Genomic DNA, 18,895 nt, shown 5'->3' with positions numbered 1-18,895 from the left:
GCAATACCGGTGATCAAGTTTGAGCATCCTGCGCGTTCACCGCGCGGACGCCGCGGTCGGCGGTTGGCAGAATGACCAGCACGACCGCCGTCGCTACCGCCCGGCGCTACCCTGACCGGGAGGGCTCCGCACCGCGCACACCAACTCAGGGGGATCGATTTGACCACCACACCAGACCGCGTTCGCACGGCGTTCCCGGAGATCAGTTCGCGGGCGTGGGAGCACCCGGCGGACCGGGCGGCGCTCGTCACCCTTCGCACGCTGAAGGGGTTCGACACCGTCTTCCGGACCATCTCGGGTCTGCTGCAGGAGCGTCAGCACCGGCTGATGTACCTGGCCACGTCGGTGCGCGTCGACGAACGGCAGTTCAGCGATCTCCACGACCTCCGCAGCGACTGCGTGCGGATCCTCGGCGCCGACGAAACCCCCGAGCTGTTCGTGCTGCAGACCCCGGTGGTGAATGCGTTCACCATCGGCATGGACCGGCCGTTCATCGTCGTCACCACCGGGTTGCTCGACGTGATGAACTACGAAGAGCAGCGGTTCGTCATCGGTCACGAACTCGGTCACGCGCTGTCCGGGCACGCGGTGTATCGCACGATCCTCATGCATCTGATGCGGCTGGCGGGGACGATCGGCTGGATGCCCATCGGCGGGTGGGCGCTGCGCGCGATCATCGCCGCGCTCATGGAATGGCAGCGCAAGTCCGAATTGTCCGGCGACCGTGCGGGATTGCTGTGCGGGCAGGACGTCCACACCGCCCTCCGCGTGCAGCTGAAGCTGGCCGGTGGTTCGCGGGTGAGTGAGATCGACACCGACGCGTTCCTGGCCCAGGCCGCCGAGTACGACGCCAGCGGCGACCTCCGCGACGGCGTCCTCAAGCTCCTCAACATCGAACTGCTCGCCCACCCGTTCTCGGTGCTGCGCGCCGCCGAGTTGAAGAAGTGGGTGGACAGCGGCGCCTACGCGGCAATCCTGCGCGGGGAGTTCCCGCGCCGCCACGAGGACGACGACGCCAAGATCAGCGAAGAGTTCCGCAAGGCCGCGAAGACGTACAAACAGAATTTCGACGCCTCCAACGACCCGCTGATCCGCATGCTTCGTGAGATCGGCAGCGGACTGGGCACCACCGTCGACGCCGTCGGCAACGGTGTCGGCGACGTCGCGGCCGACATCAAGGATCGGTTCACCCACTGGCGCCGGAACTCCGACGGCAAGAAGGACGCCGACGACCCGACCGGTTCCGACTCCGACAACTGACCGGCAGCCGACGGTAGGCCGGGCGCAGCAGCGCGCGCCCGGCCTACCCGGTCAGTCGGCCATCGCTTCCGCCAGCTCCTCGACCTCCTGGATGACCGGTTCGGGCACCCGCACCGGTCGGGGGGGTGTAGGTGACCGACCGCAGTCGGCCGGTGAACCGGAACGTCCCGCGCCGTTCCCGCAGATCCCACACCACCACTGTTGCGAAATAGGACACGAGTCACCTCATCCGTACTTCTAACCTTCTCGAGTGCGCACTTCATGTGCATATTCGGAGCCGTTTCATGTTTCATTCCCCTTTGAGGAGTAACCATGGCCTTGTTCGCTGTGATCTGGTCGTATACCACCGATGCCTCGGTCAAAGAGGCAGCGCATGCCGAACACTTGACTTTCGTCAAGGATGCCGCTGCCCGAGGCGTGCTGCAGGAGGCCGGCGCCTGGGCTGACGGCGCCGGAGCCCTACTGGTATTCCAAGCGGTCAGCGATGACGCCTTGCGTTCTCTGCTTGCGGAGGATCCTTACGTCAAGCAGGGCGTCGTCGTAGAGCAGCACATCTACCAATGGAATCCGGTCATAGGCCCTCTCGTCGGCGTCTAACGACAATGCGGAACGCCGGTCCCCTGGCTCGTGATTGAAGTATCTTCACGCTGCGCCTTGGTAAGTACGCTTGGCGGTGTTGGTTCAGACGAACGGCGCGCAGCGGGTGTTCCATCCGCTGATGACCGCGGATCTTTGTGGTCAGCTCCTTGATGGAGGCGAAGGTCCGTGGTGGATGGCCCGCCGTTCGATTATTCCGAACCACACCGCCACAAGGTTCATCCATGATCCGAGGTGGGCGTGGGATGCACATGAACACGAGGACCGTCCGCCCGCCACACCCGGACTTCGGCCACTTTTGTGGGTGGCGTTGTCCATCACCAGATGCAGCTCTCGCTCCGGGTAGGCGCGAGTGAGGTGTTTGAGGAAGATGAGGAACTCCTGAGGGCGATGACGCGGTATGCGCAGCCCGGTGACCTTGCCGGTGGCGATATCCAGGCGCCGAACAGGGTGGAGGTGCCGTGTCGGGCGTAGTCGTGGGTGGCCTCCCGAGCGAGCCGATCCGCATCGACAGCACCGGTGCGATCCGGTCTTGAGCCTGAATCTGCAACTTTTCGTTCACGCACAACACAATTCGCGCTGTCGGTGGGTTCAAGCACGGGCCGACGATGTCGATCACTTTGGCGACCGGCTCCAGATCCGTGGAGTAGGTGAACAGTGAGTTCAAGCCGCGGCAGTAAAGTCATCTTCCCCCTATGAAGGGATTCCCACTGCCACAGGTGCGGCGCGAAGGATGTGACTCTACCAGCGCTCTCGACTTGTGCTGTAGTCCAGCCACAGCCGCAGCTGCCAACCCCGTACCCTTCTCGCGCAAGAAATGACGCCGGGACCGGGGGCGACGGTCATGCCTGCTCGCGAAGGCTGGGTTTCGAAGTCTTTGCGGGCAAGATAGTTTGGCCCGCCTCTGCCCAGGAGCACGTCGTGTGTGGAGCGCGGGGGTGCCGGCGAGATGCTGGACAGGGCTAGGTCGGTGCCGGCCTGGGCCATCGACTCCAGGATCGGATGGCGAAATCAACATCTACGCCGCCCACCTCCTCGATCCCGCCAGGTTTTGTCGCGCATCTCCCACTGGACACCAGCCAAATTGCTTATATACGTAAATAAATCTCCTATTGTGTTTTCAGGGTGCGGGTGCCATGCTTGCCCTGCAAGGTGTTTCAGGTCACTTTGGGCATGAGGAGTCATGGGTGAATCGGGCTGGAAGGTGGTCGGGACGTTCGACGGCCAGCTGGCTATCGCGCCCTCGCGACGATTCGATGCCCCTCTATACCGCAACTGGATTTGCGAACGGGTTGCGGATCTCGTCAAGAGTCGGTGGGCGGACGGCGTCAGTCTGGGTGCCGACCAAAGGTGCCAGGCGTCAGCGAGTTCAATTCCCGAGAGACTTCAAAGTATGTATAGTGCAGGTCTTTTGAGAACGAGCAAGCAAGTTGTTCCAGTTAGTTCGTCTGCCGTCGCGCTGCTGTCCTGAGCACGGAACGTCCGACATCGACCCACCCGGGCTACAAGTACGGACTACGGATACGCCGAGAGGATTTTCGTACCGGCACGTCTGCCGCATTGCGCACGGGTTATGCCATTCATCATCTCCGCGCCGAGTGGTGAAACTTCCACCCATTTCTGCGCCTACACAGATAGGGGAACAAGAATGTCCGTGAACTTGGACCACCCAGCGTTGTCGTCGTCGATCGCCGACGGGAGAACGTTGTACATCGCAGGTCGATGGAGCACCGCCACCGACACTTTCGAGCGTGTCGATCCCTCCGATCTGCGCCGCGTGACGGGAATCTACGCTTCGGCGACTCCCAACGATGTCGAGGCTGGGTATGCGGCCGCCACCGGTGCCCAAAAAGCGTGGTCCGAGACGACAGCTATTCAGCGGTCGGATTTTCTTCGTTCTGCCGCTGACCTTTTGGAAAGCCGTGTGCACGAGGCTGCCCTGACGATCACCGCGGACATGGGGAAGGCGATCCGCGACGCACGCGCCGAGGTCCTGCGAAGTGTCGCCATTCTCCGCTACTACGCGGGTGAGGTCCTGCAGCCCAGTGGAGAGACATACCCCAGTGCTGATTCACACACGATGCTGATGACGGTAGAGGAGCCGCTCGGTGTCGTTTGTGCAATCACACCGTGGAACTTCCCCTTCGCGCTTCCGACGTGGAAGATCGCGGCGGCAATAGGTTTCGGGAACGCAGTTGTGTGGAAGCCCGCCGAGCCGGCCTGCGGATCCGCCGTGTTCCTGACGCGGATTCTCGCAGAAGCCGGGTTGCCAGCGGGGGTCCTCAATCTGGTGACGGGCAGCGGTAGAAAGCTTTCGGCGGCATTCACCGGGAACGCGCAACTCGCAGCCTTGACCTTCACCGGTTCGGGTGCGGTGGGGTCGCGACTCCGTCAGGCTGTCGGCGATCGCAACGTCAAGGTCCAGCTCGAGCTGGGCGGCAAGAACCCGTCCATTGTTCTTGCCGACGCCGATGTCGAGGATGCAGCGCTGCAGATCGTGAAGAGCGCGATGCTCCACGCGGGACAGCGCTGCACAGCGACGAGCCGGGTCTACGCGGACCGCACCGTCGCTCCCAGGCTGCGGGAACTGCTGGTGAAGCACGCCGATGCGCTCGTCGTCGGTGATCCGTACGACGAAGCCACCGACATCGGCCCACTGGCCTCGGTGGAGCAACGGGACACGGTGGCCGGATACCTGCAACTCGCCCGCGACGAGAACGCCGAGTTCCTGACGGGCAGGGAGTTCGATTCCGACACTTGCTATATCGCACCCACCATCCTGACCGGAGTGTCGGAGAAGAGCAGGCTCGTCCGGGAGGAGATCTTCGGACCAGTCGTGACCGTGCAGGAAGTCGACGGATTCGATGATGCGCTGAAGGTCGCGAACGACACGGACTACGGCCTGTCCTCCGGAGTGTTCACCAGAGACATCGCGACCGCGATGACCTTCATCCGGCGCACACAATCGGGGTTGGTGCACATCAATCGCGAGACCAGCAGTGTCGAGCCACATGTGCCGTTCGGGGGGCTCAAAGGCTCGAGCAGCATGAGCAGAGAACAGGGAAAGGCCGCACGTACCTTCTTCACAACCACCAAGACCGCGTATGTCCGCTGGACCTAGAAGCCAGGCCGGACGGCCTTCCCGTAATCAGCTCATCACAGTCTGCGACACAGAGCGCAATCAACAAACCCCAAGCAACACTCGGTATCAAAGGAGACAACAGTGAGCACTGCCGCACCAGCCGTGACCGAAGTACTCGACGTTCTCGTCGTAGGAGCAGGATTCGCCGGGCTGTACCAGCTCGAAAATCTGCGGAGTCGAGGGTACTCGGTGAAAGTAGTCGAGGCGGGTGAGGACCTGGGCGGAATCTGGCACTGGAACCGCTACCCGGGCGCCCGAGTGGACAGCGAAGGTCCCATCTACCAGTTCACGCGCCCCGACCTATGGGATGACTTCGCGTTCTCCGAGCTCTACCCCGGAGGCGACGAACTGCGCCGCTACTTCAAGTACGTCGACGCGAAGCTCGATCTGAGCAAGGACATCTACTACAACACCCGGGTCGATTCCGCCGAGTTCAACGATAAGACGAACACCTGGACCGTGACCGCGGAGAACGGCAGCATTTTCGTCTGCAAGTACTTCGTTCTGTGCACCGGATTCGCGGCAAAGCCGATCTTCCCGAAGCTCGCGGGAATGGACAGCTTCGCAGGGATCAGCCACCACACCGGTCTGTGGCCCGAAGGCGGAATCGATTTCGCAGGAAAGCGAATCGCCATTATCGGTACCGGCGCCAGCGGTGTGCAGGTCGCTCAGGAGGCGTCGAGGGAAGCCGCACAGCTGACCATCTTCCAGCGCACCCCCGTTCAGGCGCTCCCGATGCGACAGCGCCAGCTCACCGACGAGGACAACGCGAAGATCAAGTCCGATCTGGCGGACAGATTCAGTCGTCGTTCGGCGTCGTTCTCCGGCTTCGACTTCGACTTCATTCCCAAGTCAGCATTCGAGGTGAGCGACGAGGAGCGGACCGCCACATATGAGCGACTGTGGGAGTTCGGTTTCGAGTTCTGGCTCGGAACGTACCAAGACGTCTTCGTCGACGATGCCGCAAACGACACGGCCTACGAGTTCTGGCGTGACCGGACGCGTGCCCGGATCAAGGACCCGGTCATCGCCGAGAAGCTGGCGCCGATGAAGAAGGCGTACCCCTTCGGCGTGAAGCGCCCCTCGCTGGAGCGGACGTACTATGACATCTTCAACCAGGACAACGTCCGTCTCGTCGATCTGCACGAGGACCCAATCGAGACCATCACGCGTACCGGGCTGAGGACCACATCCGAAGAGCACAAGTTCGACATCATCGTCTATGCAACGGGCTTCGACGCCGTCACCGGTGGCCTGACCGCCATCGACATTCGCGGCACCGACGGTACATTGCTCAGGGACAAGTGGTCGAACGGTGTGCGGGCAAACCTCGGAGTCGCAACGGCAGGATTCCCCAACCTGCTGTTCCTCTACGGACCACTGAGCCCGTCGGGCTTCTGCAACGGGCCCAGCTGCGCGGAGATCCAAGGTGACCTCATCGTCAACACCCTCGACTACATGCGGAACAACGGCTTGAACCGTATCGAATCCGAGGCGGACGCGGATGCTGCCTGGTCCGATCACGTCGCCGAGCTGACGGCCGAGGCGCTCTACGACAAAGCCGACTCCTGGTACATGGGTGCCAACGTCCCGGGTAAACCGCGGCAGTTGCTGAACTACCCCGGTGGTCTTCCCCTCTACCTGGCCAAGTGGGACGAGACCGTGTGTGCGGGATACAAGGGCTTCACGCTTTCCTGAGCAGTCAATATTCCTCCCTCGAGTAGTGATGAAAGTGAGCAACGCATGTCCGTGAGCAAAGAATCCCTGTTCCTCAACGACCTGTACGCTTCGTGGCTTACCCGGTCGGAAGGAATGGACCTCGCCAGTCAGCGAGATATGTTCGAAGAATGGCATCTTCCGACCATCGAACCCACCGACGTCACCTATGAGGAAGTGACAGCCAACGGTGTGCCGGCAATGTGGGCGAAGCCTCTGGGGGCCGCCGAGGACCGCGTGATCGTCTTCACCCACGGTGGCGGGTTCGCGACAGGTTCACGGTTCTCCCACCGCAAGCTCGCAGCACACCTCGCCAAACTGACGGGTGTTCACGCCCTGATCGTGGACTTCCGGCTCGCGCCGGAGCACAAGCACCCGGCCCAACTCGAAGACTGCATGGCCGTCCAAAAGTGGCTCCGCGCACAGGGTTACAAGTCAGAGTACACGGCGACTGTCGGCGACTCGGCGGGCGCCAATCTCGCGATCTCGACGGCGTTCGAACTCGCGAGCTTGGAGCTTCCCACCCCTGCTGCCGTCGTCACGCTTTCACCGTGGCTCGATATGGAGATCAAGGGGTTGACGGTCGATTCGAACGACGCGGTCGACGTATTGGCCAAGAGGGCGGTGCTGGAAATGATGCGGGAGATGTTCCTCGCCGACCCCGCAGATGCAACGGACGCGCGGGCGAACCCACTGCTCAACGACTACACCGACTTCCCTCCGGTGTACGTATCGGTCGGAGGCTATGAGACCCTGCTGGACGACTCACGCCGGTTGGCCGAATTGATCGAGAAAGTGAGCGGCGAGGTCGTGCTCGACGTGGTCGATGAGCAACAGCATGTATTCCACTTCAACGCGGGTCGGGCACCCGAGGCGGATCAAGCGTTGAGCCGGATTGCCCAGTGGCTGCGACCCAAGTTGGGTCTCGCCTGAACCCTGCCATGCGCAGCGTGCGTATGAACGCGAAGGTGTTCGGCGGCAGGAGGTGAACGTGTTCGTCGGCGGCGGTCGTTACCGCCGCCGACGAGTTCGTTCGCGTGCCGGTCGGACACCATTCGAACGGTCGATCCGCAGTGAAGAGAGGGAGACACACCCATGGATAGTCCAGTGCTCGTCCAACGCGACGGGTTCATCGAGACGTGGACGATTAATCGACCCGCGCAGAGCAATCCCATTTCCGGGATGGACGTTGTGGACGCATTGGTCGCCTGCGTCGATGCCGTCAACGCCGACTACGGTGTGCGAGCTGTCATCGTCACCGGCGCCGGATCGACGTTTTCCGCCGGCGGCAATGTCAAGGACATGGCGAATCGTCGCGGGTTGTTCGGGGGGAAGCCTCACGAACAACGGGATGGCTACAGAGCGGGGATACAACGGATTCCGCGGATCATGTACAACTGCGACGTGCCTCTCATCGCAGCAGTGAACGGCCCCGCAATCGGTGCCGGATGCGACCTCGCCCTCATGTGCGACCTCCGCATTGCCAGCGAAACGGCATTCTTTGCAGAGAGCTTCGTCAAGCTGGGAATCATCCCGGGTGACGGTGGCGCGTGGCTGCTACCCAAAGCCGTCGGGATGGCGCGGGCCGCAGAGATGATCTTGACGGGCGACCGTGTCGACGCGGTCCAGGCGCTCGAGTGGGGATTGGTCTCCAGTGTCGTTGCGCCGGAGAAGCTACTCGACGAAGCTCGCGCGCTCGCCGGCCGGGTGGCCGCCAATCCGCCACACTCGGTACGGATGGCCAAGAGGCTCCTCCGCGAGGGGCAGCACCAAAGCCTCGACAGTCTCCTTGAATTGTCCGCTGCCATGCAGGCGCTGGTTCAGCAGACGACCGATCACACCGAGGCGGTCAACGCCTTCATGGAGAAGCGAACTGCTGCCTTCACCGGCGAGTGATGTGCCCGAGAACCGAAGAACTCCGTGGATGCGAATTGATGCTTCCACGGAGTTCTTCCTTCAGTTCTGCTCGCGAAACTGGTGTTAGTTCTGGTAGCGCCTGGGCACTTCAGCGGGTGATGAGGCCCCAGATATTTTCGCATCCTGCTTCGAGTGCGGCGGTGGTCAAGATCTCGTCCCAGTAGTGGACGGATCCGAATTCCGAGCGCCACGCCAGTGCGGGTTTGGTGAAGTCGTGCAGCCTGTGCTCGCGGGTGGTGCCGATCGCCCCGTGTACCTGGTGGGCGTTACGGACGATGACCGATGCCGCGTGTCCGACGCACGACCGGGCGACGGCAATCGGGAGTTCGAGGTTCTCACTCGACCACTGTGTGCGGACCGCTTCCGTCAGTGCTGCTTCGGTCGCTGTTCGGGCGAGGGAAGCTTCGGCGGCCATATCGGCCACCAGGTTCTGCACGGCTTGAAACCTGGCCAGGGGGCGTCCGAATTGCACTCGTTCGGTGGTGTGGGCGACGGAGAGATCGAGGATGCGGTCGAGGGCGGCACACGCCTGCAGCGCCCGGATGAGGGCGCCCCGTAGAAAAAGTTGTCGGATCACCGAGTCCGACACTGCGGTGCCCGACAATGCGATCGTGTCAGCGGATACGACGTCGCGGGGTTCGTCGGCGAGGTTGGACCCGGAGGTGATGTCGAAGACTGTTGTCTCGAGGTCGGCGACGACGTACGTGTCGTTCTTCCGCCAGACCGTGACGATCTTGTCTACCTGGGACGCCCACGGCACGCCGCGGGCGACGCCGTTCTCGTCGAGTACGCATACGGTGAGGCGCGCATTGTCCATCGGTAGACCGGCCTCTTCGAGGAGCCAACCGGCGAGCAGGTCGTGTTCGGCGAGGGGAATCCGGACTCCGTGCGACGCCGCGGCGCGCAAGAGTTCCGCTGCCTCGTACCAACCTGCGCCGCTGCCGCCGGTCTCTTCGCGGCCGGTCAGCCGGGCGAGACCCAGTTCGTCGAGTTGTGCCCACAGTGCGGGATCGCACGTGGCGATACCGTTCTCGGGCCCGTTCCGTTCCCGGTGATCGGAAAAGACTGCGGACATCATGTCGGTCAGGTTCGCGTCGACCGTGGTTGGTGCGTGCATCAGCGCATCCCCAATCCCCGCGCGATCACGCCGCGCAGAACTTCGTTGGTGCCGCCCCGGAGAGTAAATCCCGGGCGTTGGACGATGGCGTCCTCGAGCATCGAGGCGTAACGAGTAGGCGAAGATTCATCGGTGAGGAGGTCGGCAAAGTCGGATACGTCGCCTTCGGTGGACGTCCCGAGGACCTTGACCACGGCGGCGGCGGTGTCGGCGGGTTCGTGGCGCTCGAGTGCGCCCGCCACTGCGGTCGACATGTGGTGCAGACCGGCGATCCGTCCGAGATACCGGCCCAGATTCGAATGCCGCGGCAAGGTTCCCTGCTTCATCTGTTCGGCCGTCTCGGCGAGCAGGACGAATGTCGACAGGAATCGCTCTGGGCCGCTGCGTTCGAAGCTGAGTTCCGAGGTGACCTGCTGCCACCCGTTGTCGATGGTGCCGAAGACCATCTCGTCCTCGACGAGGACCTCGTCGAGGAGGACCTCGTTGAAGTGGTGCTGCCCGTTCATCGATACGATCGGTCTGATGTCGACTCCGGGGGCGCGCAGATCGACGATGAACTGGCTGAGGCCGTCGTGCCGGTGCGCCGGATCGAGTGGGGCGGTGCGGGCGAGGCAGATGAACGCGTCGGCGCGATGAGCACCGGAAGTCCAGACCTTGGCTCCGGTAATGGACCACCCTCCGTCCACTCGGGCGGCCTTTGTGCGCACACTGGCCAAGTCGGACCCGGAATCCGGCTCGCTCATACCGATACCGAAATAGCATTCCCCGCGCGCGATGGCGGGTAAGAACGTGTGTTTCTGGAACTCGGTGCCGTACTTCAGCAGCGACGGGACGATCTGCCGGTCGGCGATCCAGTGGGCGGCGACGGGGGCGCCCGCGGCGAGGAGCTCTTCGGTGACGACGAACCGTTCGAGGTGGCGTCGACCGTGGCCGCCGTACTCGGCCGGCACGGTCATGCCGAGCCATCCGCGGGCGGCCAGTGCACGTGTGAAGTCTTCGTCCCAACCGGTCAACCAGGAGTCGACCTGTCGGTCGATCTTGCCCTCACTGAGTTGTTTGGCAAGAAACTCACGGACTTCGGTCCGCAAGTCGTCCATGGCGTGTGGGTCACTGGAGACCGGGGGCACCAATCTGAGGTTGGTCATGATGGTTCTTCCATTCAGGAGGAGGTGGCCTGGGGCGACGTCGCCGTGACCACGGATGCATCGGCCAGCGCACGGACGCGGTCGGCGGAGTAACCGAGATCTTCGAGGATCGTGAGGGTGTCCTCGCCGAGCAGGGGAGCGTGTCGGCTGAACGAAATCGGTGTGCGCGACATCGCGAACGGAGTGCGGGTGGCGTAGTACTCGCCTTCGGTGGGGTGGTCACGTTTGGTGATCAATTCTTGGTCCAGGACGTAGGCGTTTTCATGTGCGTGGGCGAGATCGAGTAGGTCGGATGCGGGAATACCCTTTGTCTGACACAAGTTCAACCATTCCTGAGTGGTTCGGCTCGGGACGGCTTCCCGGATCGCGGAGAGTAGTTCGCCCATGAGGGTGTGGCGGTCGTTCACCGAGGCGTAGCGGGGGTTGTTCACCAGGTCGGCGCGCCCGGCGATGATGAAGAAGTCGTTCCAGTTCTTCGCCGAGTACGGCATGATGCAGATCCAGCCGTCGGCCGTCTGGTGTGGGACTCGTTCCGGTGTCAGCACGCGCGCCCATCCGAAGTTCCCTTCCACGGGGGCAAAGGTGTGGCCACCGAAGTGCTCGACGAGGTTGAAGCCGATCATCGCGTCGACCATCGGCACGTCGACCTCCTGGCCGAGGCCGGTGCGGTTCTTCTCCATCGCGGCGGCGAGGACGGCGATGACGATGTAGAGACCGACGACCTTGTCGGCGATGACGTATGGGGCATACCGTGGTTCACCGTCGATGAGTTCCGTGAGTTTCGCGGCGCCGGATGCGGCTTGCACGATGTCGTCGTAGGCGGGGTAGTCCCGAAAGGCGGTCTCGGAGCCGTATGCCTGTGCGGTGCAGAGGATCAGTCCCGGATTGTTCTCCGAGAGCCGCTCATAGGTGATGCCCAACTTCTGCCGGGAGCTCGGCCGTAGATTCGTCACCAACACATCCGCGTTGCGCACCAGATCGTCGAGGATTTCGCGGCCCTCCTCGGAGGCGAGATCGATTGCGATGCTGCGCTTGTTGCGCTGGAGGTTGAGTGTCAGAGCGCTCATACCGTCATGGCGGCGGGCACCTATATCTCGGCTCATGTCACCGTCGAGACTCTCGACCTTGATGACGTCTGCGCCCATGTCGGCGAGGGTTGCGGTGGCGAAGGGGCCCATGATGACGGTCGTCAGATCGATGACGCGCAGACCATGAAGGGCGCCGGGTGTGAGTTCCACTGAAACCTCTTTCGCTGCGACAGGAAGCATTTCTAGGACTATGTCAGCTGGAGCAGTCTTCCGCAATAAAGGAGTGGAATACATATATAAGTAAGATAGAGTGGGTGGTGACCGCTCGGATGGAGCAGTACCCGTAGGGAGAATTTGCCGTGACGCAACTAGATGATGCCTTCAATGTTCGAGGCCGCAGCCGCCATCGAACCGTGGACCGCATTGCTGCGATTCTCGAGCTCGTGGCCCGATCCCGTACCGGACTGACCTTGAGCGGGATGGCCAAAGAACTTGACGCGCCGATTAGTTCGACGCAAGGTCTCGTCAACGGCCTCGTTGCGACGGGTTACCTCGAGGAGCACGATCGACGGTACTCGCTCGGCAGTGCCCCGTATCTACTCAATCGCCTCGCTGGACGGCAGCCCGTCTCGACGGTCACGCACGCCGACCTGGAAGACGTTCACGCGAGTTCCGGCTTGACGACCGTGCTGTCGATCGCTGTCGGTCCGAACATCTTCTACGTCGATTACTGCTCTTCCGACCCACGGTTCGCGTACCTCGCCGAGAACTACGTGAGGCGATCGCTCATCCGTACCTCCGGCGGCTGGATACTGCTTGCCGGGATGGAGAAGCGTGACCTCTGGGCGTACATCCAAACTCTGCCCGACGAGGATCGCGACACCGTCGAGCGGTTCTTCGCTGCCCTACCGGAGATCGAACAGACCGGAATCTGCGCCTCCCCCAACGAGTCGACCGACGGCGACGGTGTCTCGGTCGCGGTTCGTGAGAACGGCAAGACCGTCGCCGCCGTCGGTGTCATCGCACCACACACCGTGATCACGAAGGAGCGTGACCGGTTGGTCGGCCTCTTGCAGCAAGGTGCCCGGAGATGGTCCGATCGCAGCCTGCGACTGTAATGCAGCCGACCCGGGACACCGTGATCAGTTGGCGAACTGCTTGCCGAGGAATTCGACGACGGCGCCGTGCAGTTCAGCGCTGCGTGGAATGGCACCGGTCATCCAGTACACGGCGTGGACAAGGCCTTCATACAGTTCGACCTGCACCGGGATGCCCTGGTCGGCCAGCTTCCGGCCGTAGTCCACGCCCTCGTCCCGAGTGACCTCGTATTCGTTGAGCAACAGCAGGGTGGCGGGAAGCCCCGACAGATCCGCGGCCTTGACCGGGGAGGCGTACGGATTCTCGGCGTCTTCCGGGGTGGCCAGGTACTGCTCCCAGAACCAGTCGATGGCTGCCGTGGTGACCAGGTACCCCTCGGCGTACTCCTCGCGCGACGGGAATCGTGCCGTGCCGTCGATGACCGGATAGATCAATACCTGAGCGCGCAGTGCCGGGGCGCCGGTGTCGCGTGCCCGGAGGGCTGTGACCGCGGCCAGGTTGCCTCCGGCGCTGTCACCCATGACGGCAACGCGCGTGCCGTCGCCACCGAACTCGGCTGCGTGCTCGACCACCCAGTTCAGTGCGGCGAACGTATCTTCGGGTGCGGCAGGAAACTTGTGCTCGGGAGCCATCCGGTAACTCGGTGCAGCCACGATGACTTTCGCATCGGTGGCCAGCGCGCGACATGGCTGCTCGATGACGTCGAGGCTGCCGGCGACCCAGCCACCGCCGTGGATGTACACCACGATCGGCAGAGGTACTTCGGACTCCGGGATGTAGAGACGCACTGCCTGGTCGCCCCCGGGTCCGGGGTAGACCGTGTCGACGACACGAGCGACGTCCGCCTTCGGTGCCTGGAGGCCGCTGAAGGACTCGACCACCCCACGCACTTCGGCAATGCTCATCTGCTCGAACGACTTCAGTCCCTGCTCGTTCAGAGTGTCTATCAAATTCTTGACCGCAGGATCGAGTGCCATGGTGTTCTCCTTCATGTCATGAACAAGTCTGCTCAGCCGGCAGGCAGGTGGAGCCACACTATGGGTGCATCCAGCGCGGGGAGTGTCCGAAAATCACACACCCATCTGCACCCCCGGTGGCACGGCCGTGTGTTTCACAATCGGACACGCCGACGCCCTACTGCGGTTCTAGGTTCACTCGAGTGATCAACAGACGGCTGGAATTTCAGCGTCGCCGACAGAGAGGAACGCAGTGAGCGCGATTGCAGCGATCGAAGGAAGCGGTGCCCATCGGACCTTGGTGTTGCACGGCTGGGCGCTGGACAGCAGCGTATGGCTCACCGCCCGCGCCCGGACGGATCAGTCCCGCTTCACCTACGCGTACCTCGACTTTCCGGGATACGGGGTCAACCGTCCCGAAGCACCGGCCGACGGAATCGACGGGATGGCCGCGGTCGCCCTCGACGCCGCCGATCAGCTCGGATGGTCGACCTTTTCCGTTCTCGGACATTCGATGGGCGGCACCACAGCGCTTCGGGTGGCGACACTCGCACCTGAACGCGTGACCTCGGTCGTCGCACTGACGCCCGTCTCCCCGGCAGGTACCCCTCTCGACGAGGCGACCTACGGCTCCTTCGCCGAGGCCTGGGCAGACCCGGGTGCAGCCATCCGTGGCGCATTGGCACCATACATCGACGAGACAGATCTGAAGAACCTCGTCGACCGCAACCGCGCGACGATGGACCAGACAACCTGGGAGTCCTACCTGAAGAACTGGACCAGTCCCGACTTTCTCGACCGGATAGGCATCTACGAAGGGCCGACCACCCTGATCGTAGGTGAGAGCGACCCGTTCGTCACCGCCGAGTACCTCGGGGACACGTTGGCGGCCTTGAAGAACGGGAACCTGAAGACCGTGCAGGGCAAAGCCGGGCACTACCCCATGGTGGAGAACGCTCCGGAGACGGTGGCGTTGTCGGAGCAATCTCTGTAATGATCTGACCGGGAACGTAACCCGGGGTTCCGGCCCCGCCACGTTCAAATTACGAATCCAGGAAGGATTCATCATGCTGAATCACGTTGTGACGTTTATATGGAAGCAGGACATCAGTGACGATCAAATTCAGTCCTTTCACGAAGCTCTGAGCACAGTCTCGGATACTATTCCGGAGGTCGTGGAATACCGTTACGGAAGGGATCTGGCCCTCAAGCCCGGCAGAGGCGACTACGCAATCTCCGCGACCTTCGAAGACGTCCCCGACTTTCGCACCTACCTGGCACATCCCGCTCATGTGCGCCTCGTCCAGGAATTCATTTCGGTGATGGCCGAATCGTATTCGTCCGTTCAGATCGAATTCGCCTCGCGATAGCAGCGACCGGACCGTCGTTCGGCGAACGACGGTCCGGTCGACAGTGTCGCTCGTTTCCGAAAGTTGTGATCCAGTGGTGAGTGTCGAACATACCGGGCAGCAGGCCCTGTCGTGTGGTGCCCCGAGCCGTCCCGCCTCTGTGCGTGACGACGCGGCCGCGTGGGTGGAGGCGTGGCCGGATGCCCGAATACTTCGCGTGAACGGTCGTGGTCAGGTCCGGCTTGTCGACAGACAACTGATGCTGGAACCGGCCGCCGATCTCTACTCTGAGCCTCCCGCGCGCGCCGTGCTGCTCGGCGTCTGTGGCACGGTTCACGAGTGGGCGGTACGGGACGAGTTCCTCGCTGACGATTCCTCAGCAGGAACCATGGTCGAGGTCGGTGACCTGCGCTCACACGGAGCATTCCTCGACGCTGCCGACGCCGACCGGTATGTCACAGCGTTGGCATTGCTGACGTGGCACGACGACGCCCACTACTGCGCCGGGGATGGGGCGCCGACAACGATCACCTCGGGTGGTTGGATGCGCGTGTGCACGGCGTGCGGTCGGGAGGAATATCCGCGTACCGATCCCGCGATCATTTGTCTGGTGCACGACGGGGCAGACCGAGTACTGCTGGCGCGTCAGGCGAACTGGCCGGCACGGAACTTCTCGACGCTGGCGGGCTTCGTCGAGGCGGGCGAGTCTCTGGAAAGCTGTGTGGCACGGGAAGTCGCCGAGGAGGTCGGTCTCACTGTCTCCGACGTGGTCTACGTCGGAAGTCAGCCCTGGCCCTTCCCGCGCTCCCTCATGCTCGGATTCCATGCCACGGCCGACCCCCGAGACGAGCTCGTCTTCATGGATGGCGAGATCGGCGAAGCTGTCTGGTGCACCCGCGCGGAGGTACGGGAGGCTCTGGCTGCCGGGGATTGGACGAGCCGGTCGGATGCGCACGTGTTGTTGCCCGGCGCAGTCTCGATTGCGAGGCGCATGCTCGAGGCCTGGGCGCGACCCGCTGACTGACGCTATGTCACGGTCGGCACGGTCCCGTCATCGACTGGCACTACTGCGGAAGGAACGGCCTCAGTCGACTCCCAGAGCGCACATTTTGCGGGAAGGTTGGAGCGAGCTACCCAGACGGCGCCACCTGCCCCCACCACCACTTTTCGGTGGACCGACAACAAATCATCCCGCCTCGTTCGACTGCGTCCGCGTCTCCTCGATGCGCTGCCGCTGCCGGACCCCGTACGCCGCCTCCTTGACGGCGGCGTCGTCCTCGAGACCCGACCCGAGCGCCCCACCGATGGTGGCGATGGACGCCAGCAGCCAGGTGAGCGTGAGGTAGTCGGAGAAGTTCACCCCTCGCCCGAGAACACGGGACAGCAGTTCCGACGGAAGAGCGAGACGCGCAGTGAACAGCAGCAGGCAGAACAGGGCCGCGTACAGGACGACGACACCGATGACCAGGGTGACCACGGTCGCGGTGTTGTACAGCACCGATCGATTGCGTTCCACCGGCGACTTCGGCCGCTCCCAGAGTTCGTGGTCGAGGATCAGCCAGAGAATCATCGCCACGATCGACAAAATCGTCGCCACACTCATACGCCATGGCCCCATCATGTCGGCGAACAACCAGATCGTGTCGGTGGCCAGCGCGATCGCACCCGTGGCGAAGGCGCCGACAAGCACCTTCGACAGTCCGGTGACCAGTCGCCACGGCCGGTTGGCCCGCACCATCCCCGACAGCAGTCGCAGCCGCCGCAGCCCCGAGGGCGCGAAGTATCGGATGCCGTCCTCAACCTGCGCAAACCGGAACCGTCGCGCCGCGCTGGGGGGCATGAGTTCCGGCTCACCGAGAACGCGGGCGATCGCGAGTTCGGTGACGGTGCGGACCCGGCGCTCGATATTGACGCCGCCCACCCCGGCGACCGAGATGAGCGCGAATTTGTGGTCGGCGCTGACTTCGCCCACCACCGGCAAGGTGTCCTCGCGGCGCGGCAGATCGGTGAGGTACACGACGATGTCCTCCCGCTCGGAAGACGGATCGACCGCGTCGATCACTTCGGCGAAATCCGCTTGCTCGTCTGAGAGGTACGGTTTCCGGCGCACGCACGTCGTCCACCGGCGCTCGGGGCGATCACGGCTCCGCAGGCGTTCCGGCAGGTACTTCGCGACGCGTTCCGCGAGAGCCGCAGGCGTGCCCGGATCCGCGATGAACAGCACCGAGACCTGCTCACCCGCTGCACCGGATTGCCCTCCCTGCAGGTGCTCGTTCGCCTTCACCGCCTTCGCGTACCCGCTCGGTCTGCCCCCAAACTCCAGGCAGGGGGTGCGAGTAGATCGTCGTGATCGTCGATGTGCTGATCTCGGCCACTCGCGGCCATGCCGTCTGTGCACGGCCGTGGCACGGTCCTGCAGTCGAGTCTGGCGACGCTGCACCACCCCAGCTGCGACCGTGATATCCGCGCCCCCCCAGCGCATCTGCATCGCCGACGACCAGATCGCCTGCAAGCCCGAACCGCACAGCCTGTTGACGGAGTATGCCGGGGTGTCACCGGCGATCCCGCGACCAGGCTCACGCGGCGGGCGTGGTAGGTGTCGGGGCCGACCTGACCGATTCAGCCTATGACCACCTCGTCGCTATCCTCGCTGGACACCGCGGGGTGTGGTGGTGATCAGGTGGTGGCATCGATCCACTCCTGGTAGAACGGCGGCATCTCGGATGCCTTCCCGCGGAACGCGGGCGGGCGCTTGTCGAGGAATGCACGCACCCCCTCGTCGCCGTCGCCGATGCTGGTGTAGAACATGGCCAGGGAATCGACGCGATGGGCATCGACGGGATGCGGCGCCGCCGAATTCCGCAACAACATCTGGCGCATGAGTGCCACCGACACCGGCGACCGGTCGCGTGTCCACGCGTCCGCCAGCGCTCGTGCCGCACCGAGCAGCGCATCGGGTTCGTGAACGGCCTGCGCCAGCCCGACGGCGTGTGCGGCGTCGGCGTCGAGGATGTCGGCCCGGTACACCAGATCGAGTGCCGCGGGCATGCCCACGAGCCGGGGCAGAAACCACGTCGAGCACGCTTCCGGCACGATCCCGAGTTTGCCGAACACCAGCCCGAACCGCGCTCGGTTCGATAGCAGGCGCGCATCCATCGCCAACGTCATGGTCGCACCGATCCCGACGGCCGCACCGTTGATGGCGGCGATCACCGGTTTACGGCAGGCGTGGATCGCGAGGGTGACGCGGCCACCGGTGTCGCGGATCCGGCGCAGCTCCGGATCGCCGAGATCGTCCATGTCGGCGAGGGACGGCGTCTTCGATTCGTCGAGCCCGAATACGTTGCCCTCGCTCGACAGGTCCATACCGGCGCAGAAGGCGCGGCCCTCACCGGTGACGATCACGGTCCGGACCGCATCGTCGTCGTTCACCGACACGAAAGTGTGCTCGAGTTCGTCTGCCATTTCGACGGTGAACGCGTTGAGGTTGTCGGGGCGGTCGAGGACGACGGTGAGGATGCCGTCCTCGATCTCGTGGCGGATGGTCCTGTACTTCATGGCTGCTCCTGC

At 63.4% G+C, this 18,895-nt stretch carries 16 protein-coding genes and 1 pseudogene; 10 read left to right on the top strand and 7 right to left on the bottom strand.

Features of this window, described 5'->3' with window-relative positions:
* Positions 1-159 precede the first annotated feature (159 nt).
* From CA951_RS06800 to CA951_RS06770, 6 genes are all read left to right on the top strand, one after another.
* The gene (locus CA951_RS06800; RefSeq protein WP_087556126.1) at positions 160-1,260 is read left to right on the top strand and encodes a M48 family metallopeptidase; all 1,101 of its coding nucleotides are present in this window, start codon (positions 160-162) and stop codon (positions 1,258-1,260) included.
* A gap of 312 nt (positions 1,261-1,572) precedes the next feature.
* On the top strand, positions 1,573-1,857 hold the full coding sequence (locus tag CA951_RS06795; RefSeq protein ID WP_087556125.1) for a YciI family protein: 285 nt from the start codon (positions 1,573-1,575) through the stop codon (positions 1,855-1,857).
* A 1,648-nt stretch (positions 1,858-3,505) separates the two neighbouring features.
* Complete coding sequence (locus CA951_RS06785; RefSeq protein WP_087556124.1) at positions 3,506-4,978, top strand: aldehyde dehydrogenase family protein; 1,473 nt, start codon at positions 3,506-3,508, stop codon at positions 4,976-4,978.
* Between the two features lie 102 nt (positions 4,979-5,080).
* Positions 5,081-6,697 carry an NAD(P)/FAD-dependent oxidoreductase gene (locus CA951_RS06780; protein ID WP_087556123.1) on the top strand — a complete coding sequence of 539 codons (1,617 nt, stop codon included), beginning with the start codon at positions 5,081-5,083 and terminating at the stop codon, positions 6,695-6,697.
* Positions 6,698-6,742: 45 nt separating this feature from the next.
* A complete protein-coding gene (locus tag CA951_RS06775) occupies positions 6,743-7,648 on the top strand; it encodes an alpha/beta hydrolase (protein ID WP_087556122.1) in 906 nt (301 codons plus the stop codon).
* A gap of 162 nt (positions 7,649-7,810) precedes the next feature.
* On the top strand, positions 7,811-8,611 hold the full coding sequence (locus CA951_RS06770; RefSeq protein WP_087556121.1) for a crotonase/enoyl-CoA hydratase family protein: 801 nt from the start codon (positions 7,811-7,813) through the stop codon (positions 8,609-8,611).
* A 109-nt stretch (positions 8,612-8,720) separates the two neighbouring features.
* On the opposite strand, the gene CA951_RS06765 is transcribed toward CA951_RS06770, so the two are convergent.
* The 3 genes from CA951_RS06765 to CA951_RS06755 are packed head-to-tail and all read right to left on the bottom strand — an operon-like array spanning position 8,721 to position 12,132.
* Positions 8,721-9,749, bottom strand: a complete 1,029-nt coding sequence (locus tag CA951_RS06765; protein ID WP_087556120.1) for an acyl-CoA dehydrogenase family protein — start codon at positions 9,747-9,749, stop codon at positions 8,721-8,723.
* A complete protein-coding gene (locus CA951_RS06760; protein WP_087556119.1) occupies positions 9,749-10,894 on the bottom strand; it encodes an acyl-CoA dehydrogenase family protein in 1,146 nt (381 codons plus the stop codon). Before CA951_RS06760 ends, CA951_RS06765 begins: the two co-directional genes overlap by 1 nt.
* A 14-nt stretch (positions 10,895-10,908) precedes the next feature.
* On the bottom strand, positions 10,909-12,132 hold the full coding sequence (locus CA951_RS06755) for a CaiB/BaiF CoA-transferase family protein (protein ID WP_236581592.1): 1,224 nt from the start codon (positions 12,130-12,132) through the stop codon (positions 10,909-10,911).
* A 149-nt stretch (positions 12,133-12,281) separates the two neighbouring features.
* Here CA951_RS06755 and CA951_RS06750 point away from each other — a divergent pair, with 149 nt between their 5' ends.
* Positions 12,282-13,040 (top strand): IclR family transcriptional regulator, encoded by a 759-nt coding sequence (locus CA951_RS06750; protein WP_087556117.1) that lies wholly within the window; start codon positions 12,282-12,284, stop codon positions 13,038-13,040.
* A 24-nt stretch (positions 13,041-13,064) separates the two neighbouring features.
* Here the strand turns inward: CA951_RS06750 and CA951_RS06745 are convergent, their stop codons facing one another.
* Positions 13,065-13,997 carry an alpha/beta hydrolase gene (locus CA951_RS06745; protein ID WP_087556116.1) on the bottom strand — a complete coding sequence of 311 codons (933 nt, stop codon included), beginning with the start codon at positions 13,995-13,997 and terminating at the stop codon, positions 13,065-13,067.
* A 232-nt stretch (positions 13,998-14,229) separates the two neighbouring features.
* Between CA951_RS06745 and CA951_RS06740 the strand changes: the two genes are divergently transcribed.
* The 3 genes from CA951_RS06740 (at position 14,230) to nudC (ending at position 16,349) form a co-directional block, all read left to right on the top strand.
* Complete coding sequence (locus tag CA951_RS06740; RefSeq protein ID WP_087556115.1) at positions 14,230-14,970, top strand: alpha/beta fold hydrolase; 741 nt, start codon at positions 14,230-14,232, stop codon at positions 14,968-14,970.
* Positions 14,971-15,043: 73 nt separating this feature from the next.
* On the top strand, positions 15,044-15,346 hold the full coding sequence (locus CA951_RS06735; protein WP_087556114.1) for a Dabb family protein: 303 nt from the start codon (positions 15,044-15,046) through the stop codon (positions 15,344-15,346).
* 73 nt (positions 15,347-15,419) lie between these two features.
* Positions 15,420-16,349 (top strand): NAD(+) diphosphatase, encoded by a 930-nt coding sequence (gene nudC / locus CA951_RS06730; protein WP_087556113.1) that lies wholly within the window; start codon positions 15,420-15,422, stop codon positions 16,347-16,349.
* 162 nt (positions 16,350-16,511) lie between these two features.
* On the opposite strand, the gene CA951_RS06725 is transcribed toward nudC, so the two are convergent.
* The 3 genes and pseudogenes from CA951_RS06725 to CA951_RS06720 form a co-directional block, all read right to left on the bottom strand.
* Positions 16,512-17,609, bottom strand: coding sequence for a hypothetical protein (locus CA951_RS06725; protein WP_087556112.1), 1,098 nt, complete (start codon positions 17,607-17,609; stop codon positions 16,512-16,514).
* Positions 17,610-17,768: 159 nt separating this feature from the next.
* Positions 17,769-17,983: pseudogene (locus CA951_RS44895) on the bottom strand (acetyl-CoA C-acyltransferase); the annotation flags it as partial.
* 18 nt (positions 17,984-18,001) lie between these two features.
* Positions 18,002-18,883: a crotonase/enoyl-CoA hydratase family protein gene (locus CA951_RS06720; protein WP_087556111.1), complete on the bottom strand. Its 882-nt coding sequence runs from the start codon at positions 18,881-18,883 to the stop codon at positions 18,002-18,004.
* Positions 18,884-18,895: the final 12 nt, after the last annotated feature.

It is taken from the genome of Rhodococcus sp. NCIMB 12038 (assembly GCF_002165735.1).
Lineage (GTDB): Bacteria > Actinomycetota > Actinomycetes > Mycobacteriales > Mycobacteriaceae > Rhodococcus_F.
This window is presented reverse-complemented; position numbering and strand designations above follow the sequence as displayed.

Bases quoted from the DNA above. Each gene is read 5' to 3' on its own strand.
- CA951_RS06785 (WP_087556124.1), top strand. From the start codon at position 3,506: ATGTCCGTGAACTTGGACCACCCAGCGTTGTCGTCGTCGATCGCCGAC.
- CA951_RS06745 (WP_087556116.1), bottom strand. From the start codon at position 13,997: ATGGCACTCGATCCTGCGGTCAAGAATTTGATAGACACTCTGAACGAG.
- CA951_RS06765 (WP_087556120.1), bottom strand. From the start codon at position 9,749: ATGCACGCACCAACCACGGTCGACGCGAACCTGACCGACATGATGTCC.
- CA951_RS06735 (WP_087556114.1), top strand. From the start codon at position 15,044: ATGCTGAATCACGTTGTGACGTTTATATGGAAGCAGGACATCAGTGAC.
- CA951_RS06770 (WP_087556121.1), top strand. From the start codon at position 7,811: ATGGATAGTCCAGTGCTCGTCCAACGCGACGGGTTCATCGAGACGTGG.
- CA951_RS06775 (WP_087556122.1), top strand. From the start codon at position 6,743: ATGTCCGTGAGCAAAGAATCCCTGTTCCTCAACGACCTGTACGCTTCG.
- CA951_RS06720 (WP_087556111.1), bottom strand. From the start codon at position 18,883: ATGAAGTACAGGACCATCCGCCACGAGATCGAGGACGGCATCCTCACC.
- CA951_RS06795 (WP_087556125.1), top strand. From the start codon at position 1,573: ATGGCCTTGTTCGCTGTGATCTGGTCGTATACCACCGATGCCTCGGTC.
- CA951_RS06760 (WP_087556119.1), bottom strand. From the start codon at position 10,894: ATGACCAACCTCAGATTGGTGCCCCCGGTCTCCAGTGACCCACACGCC.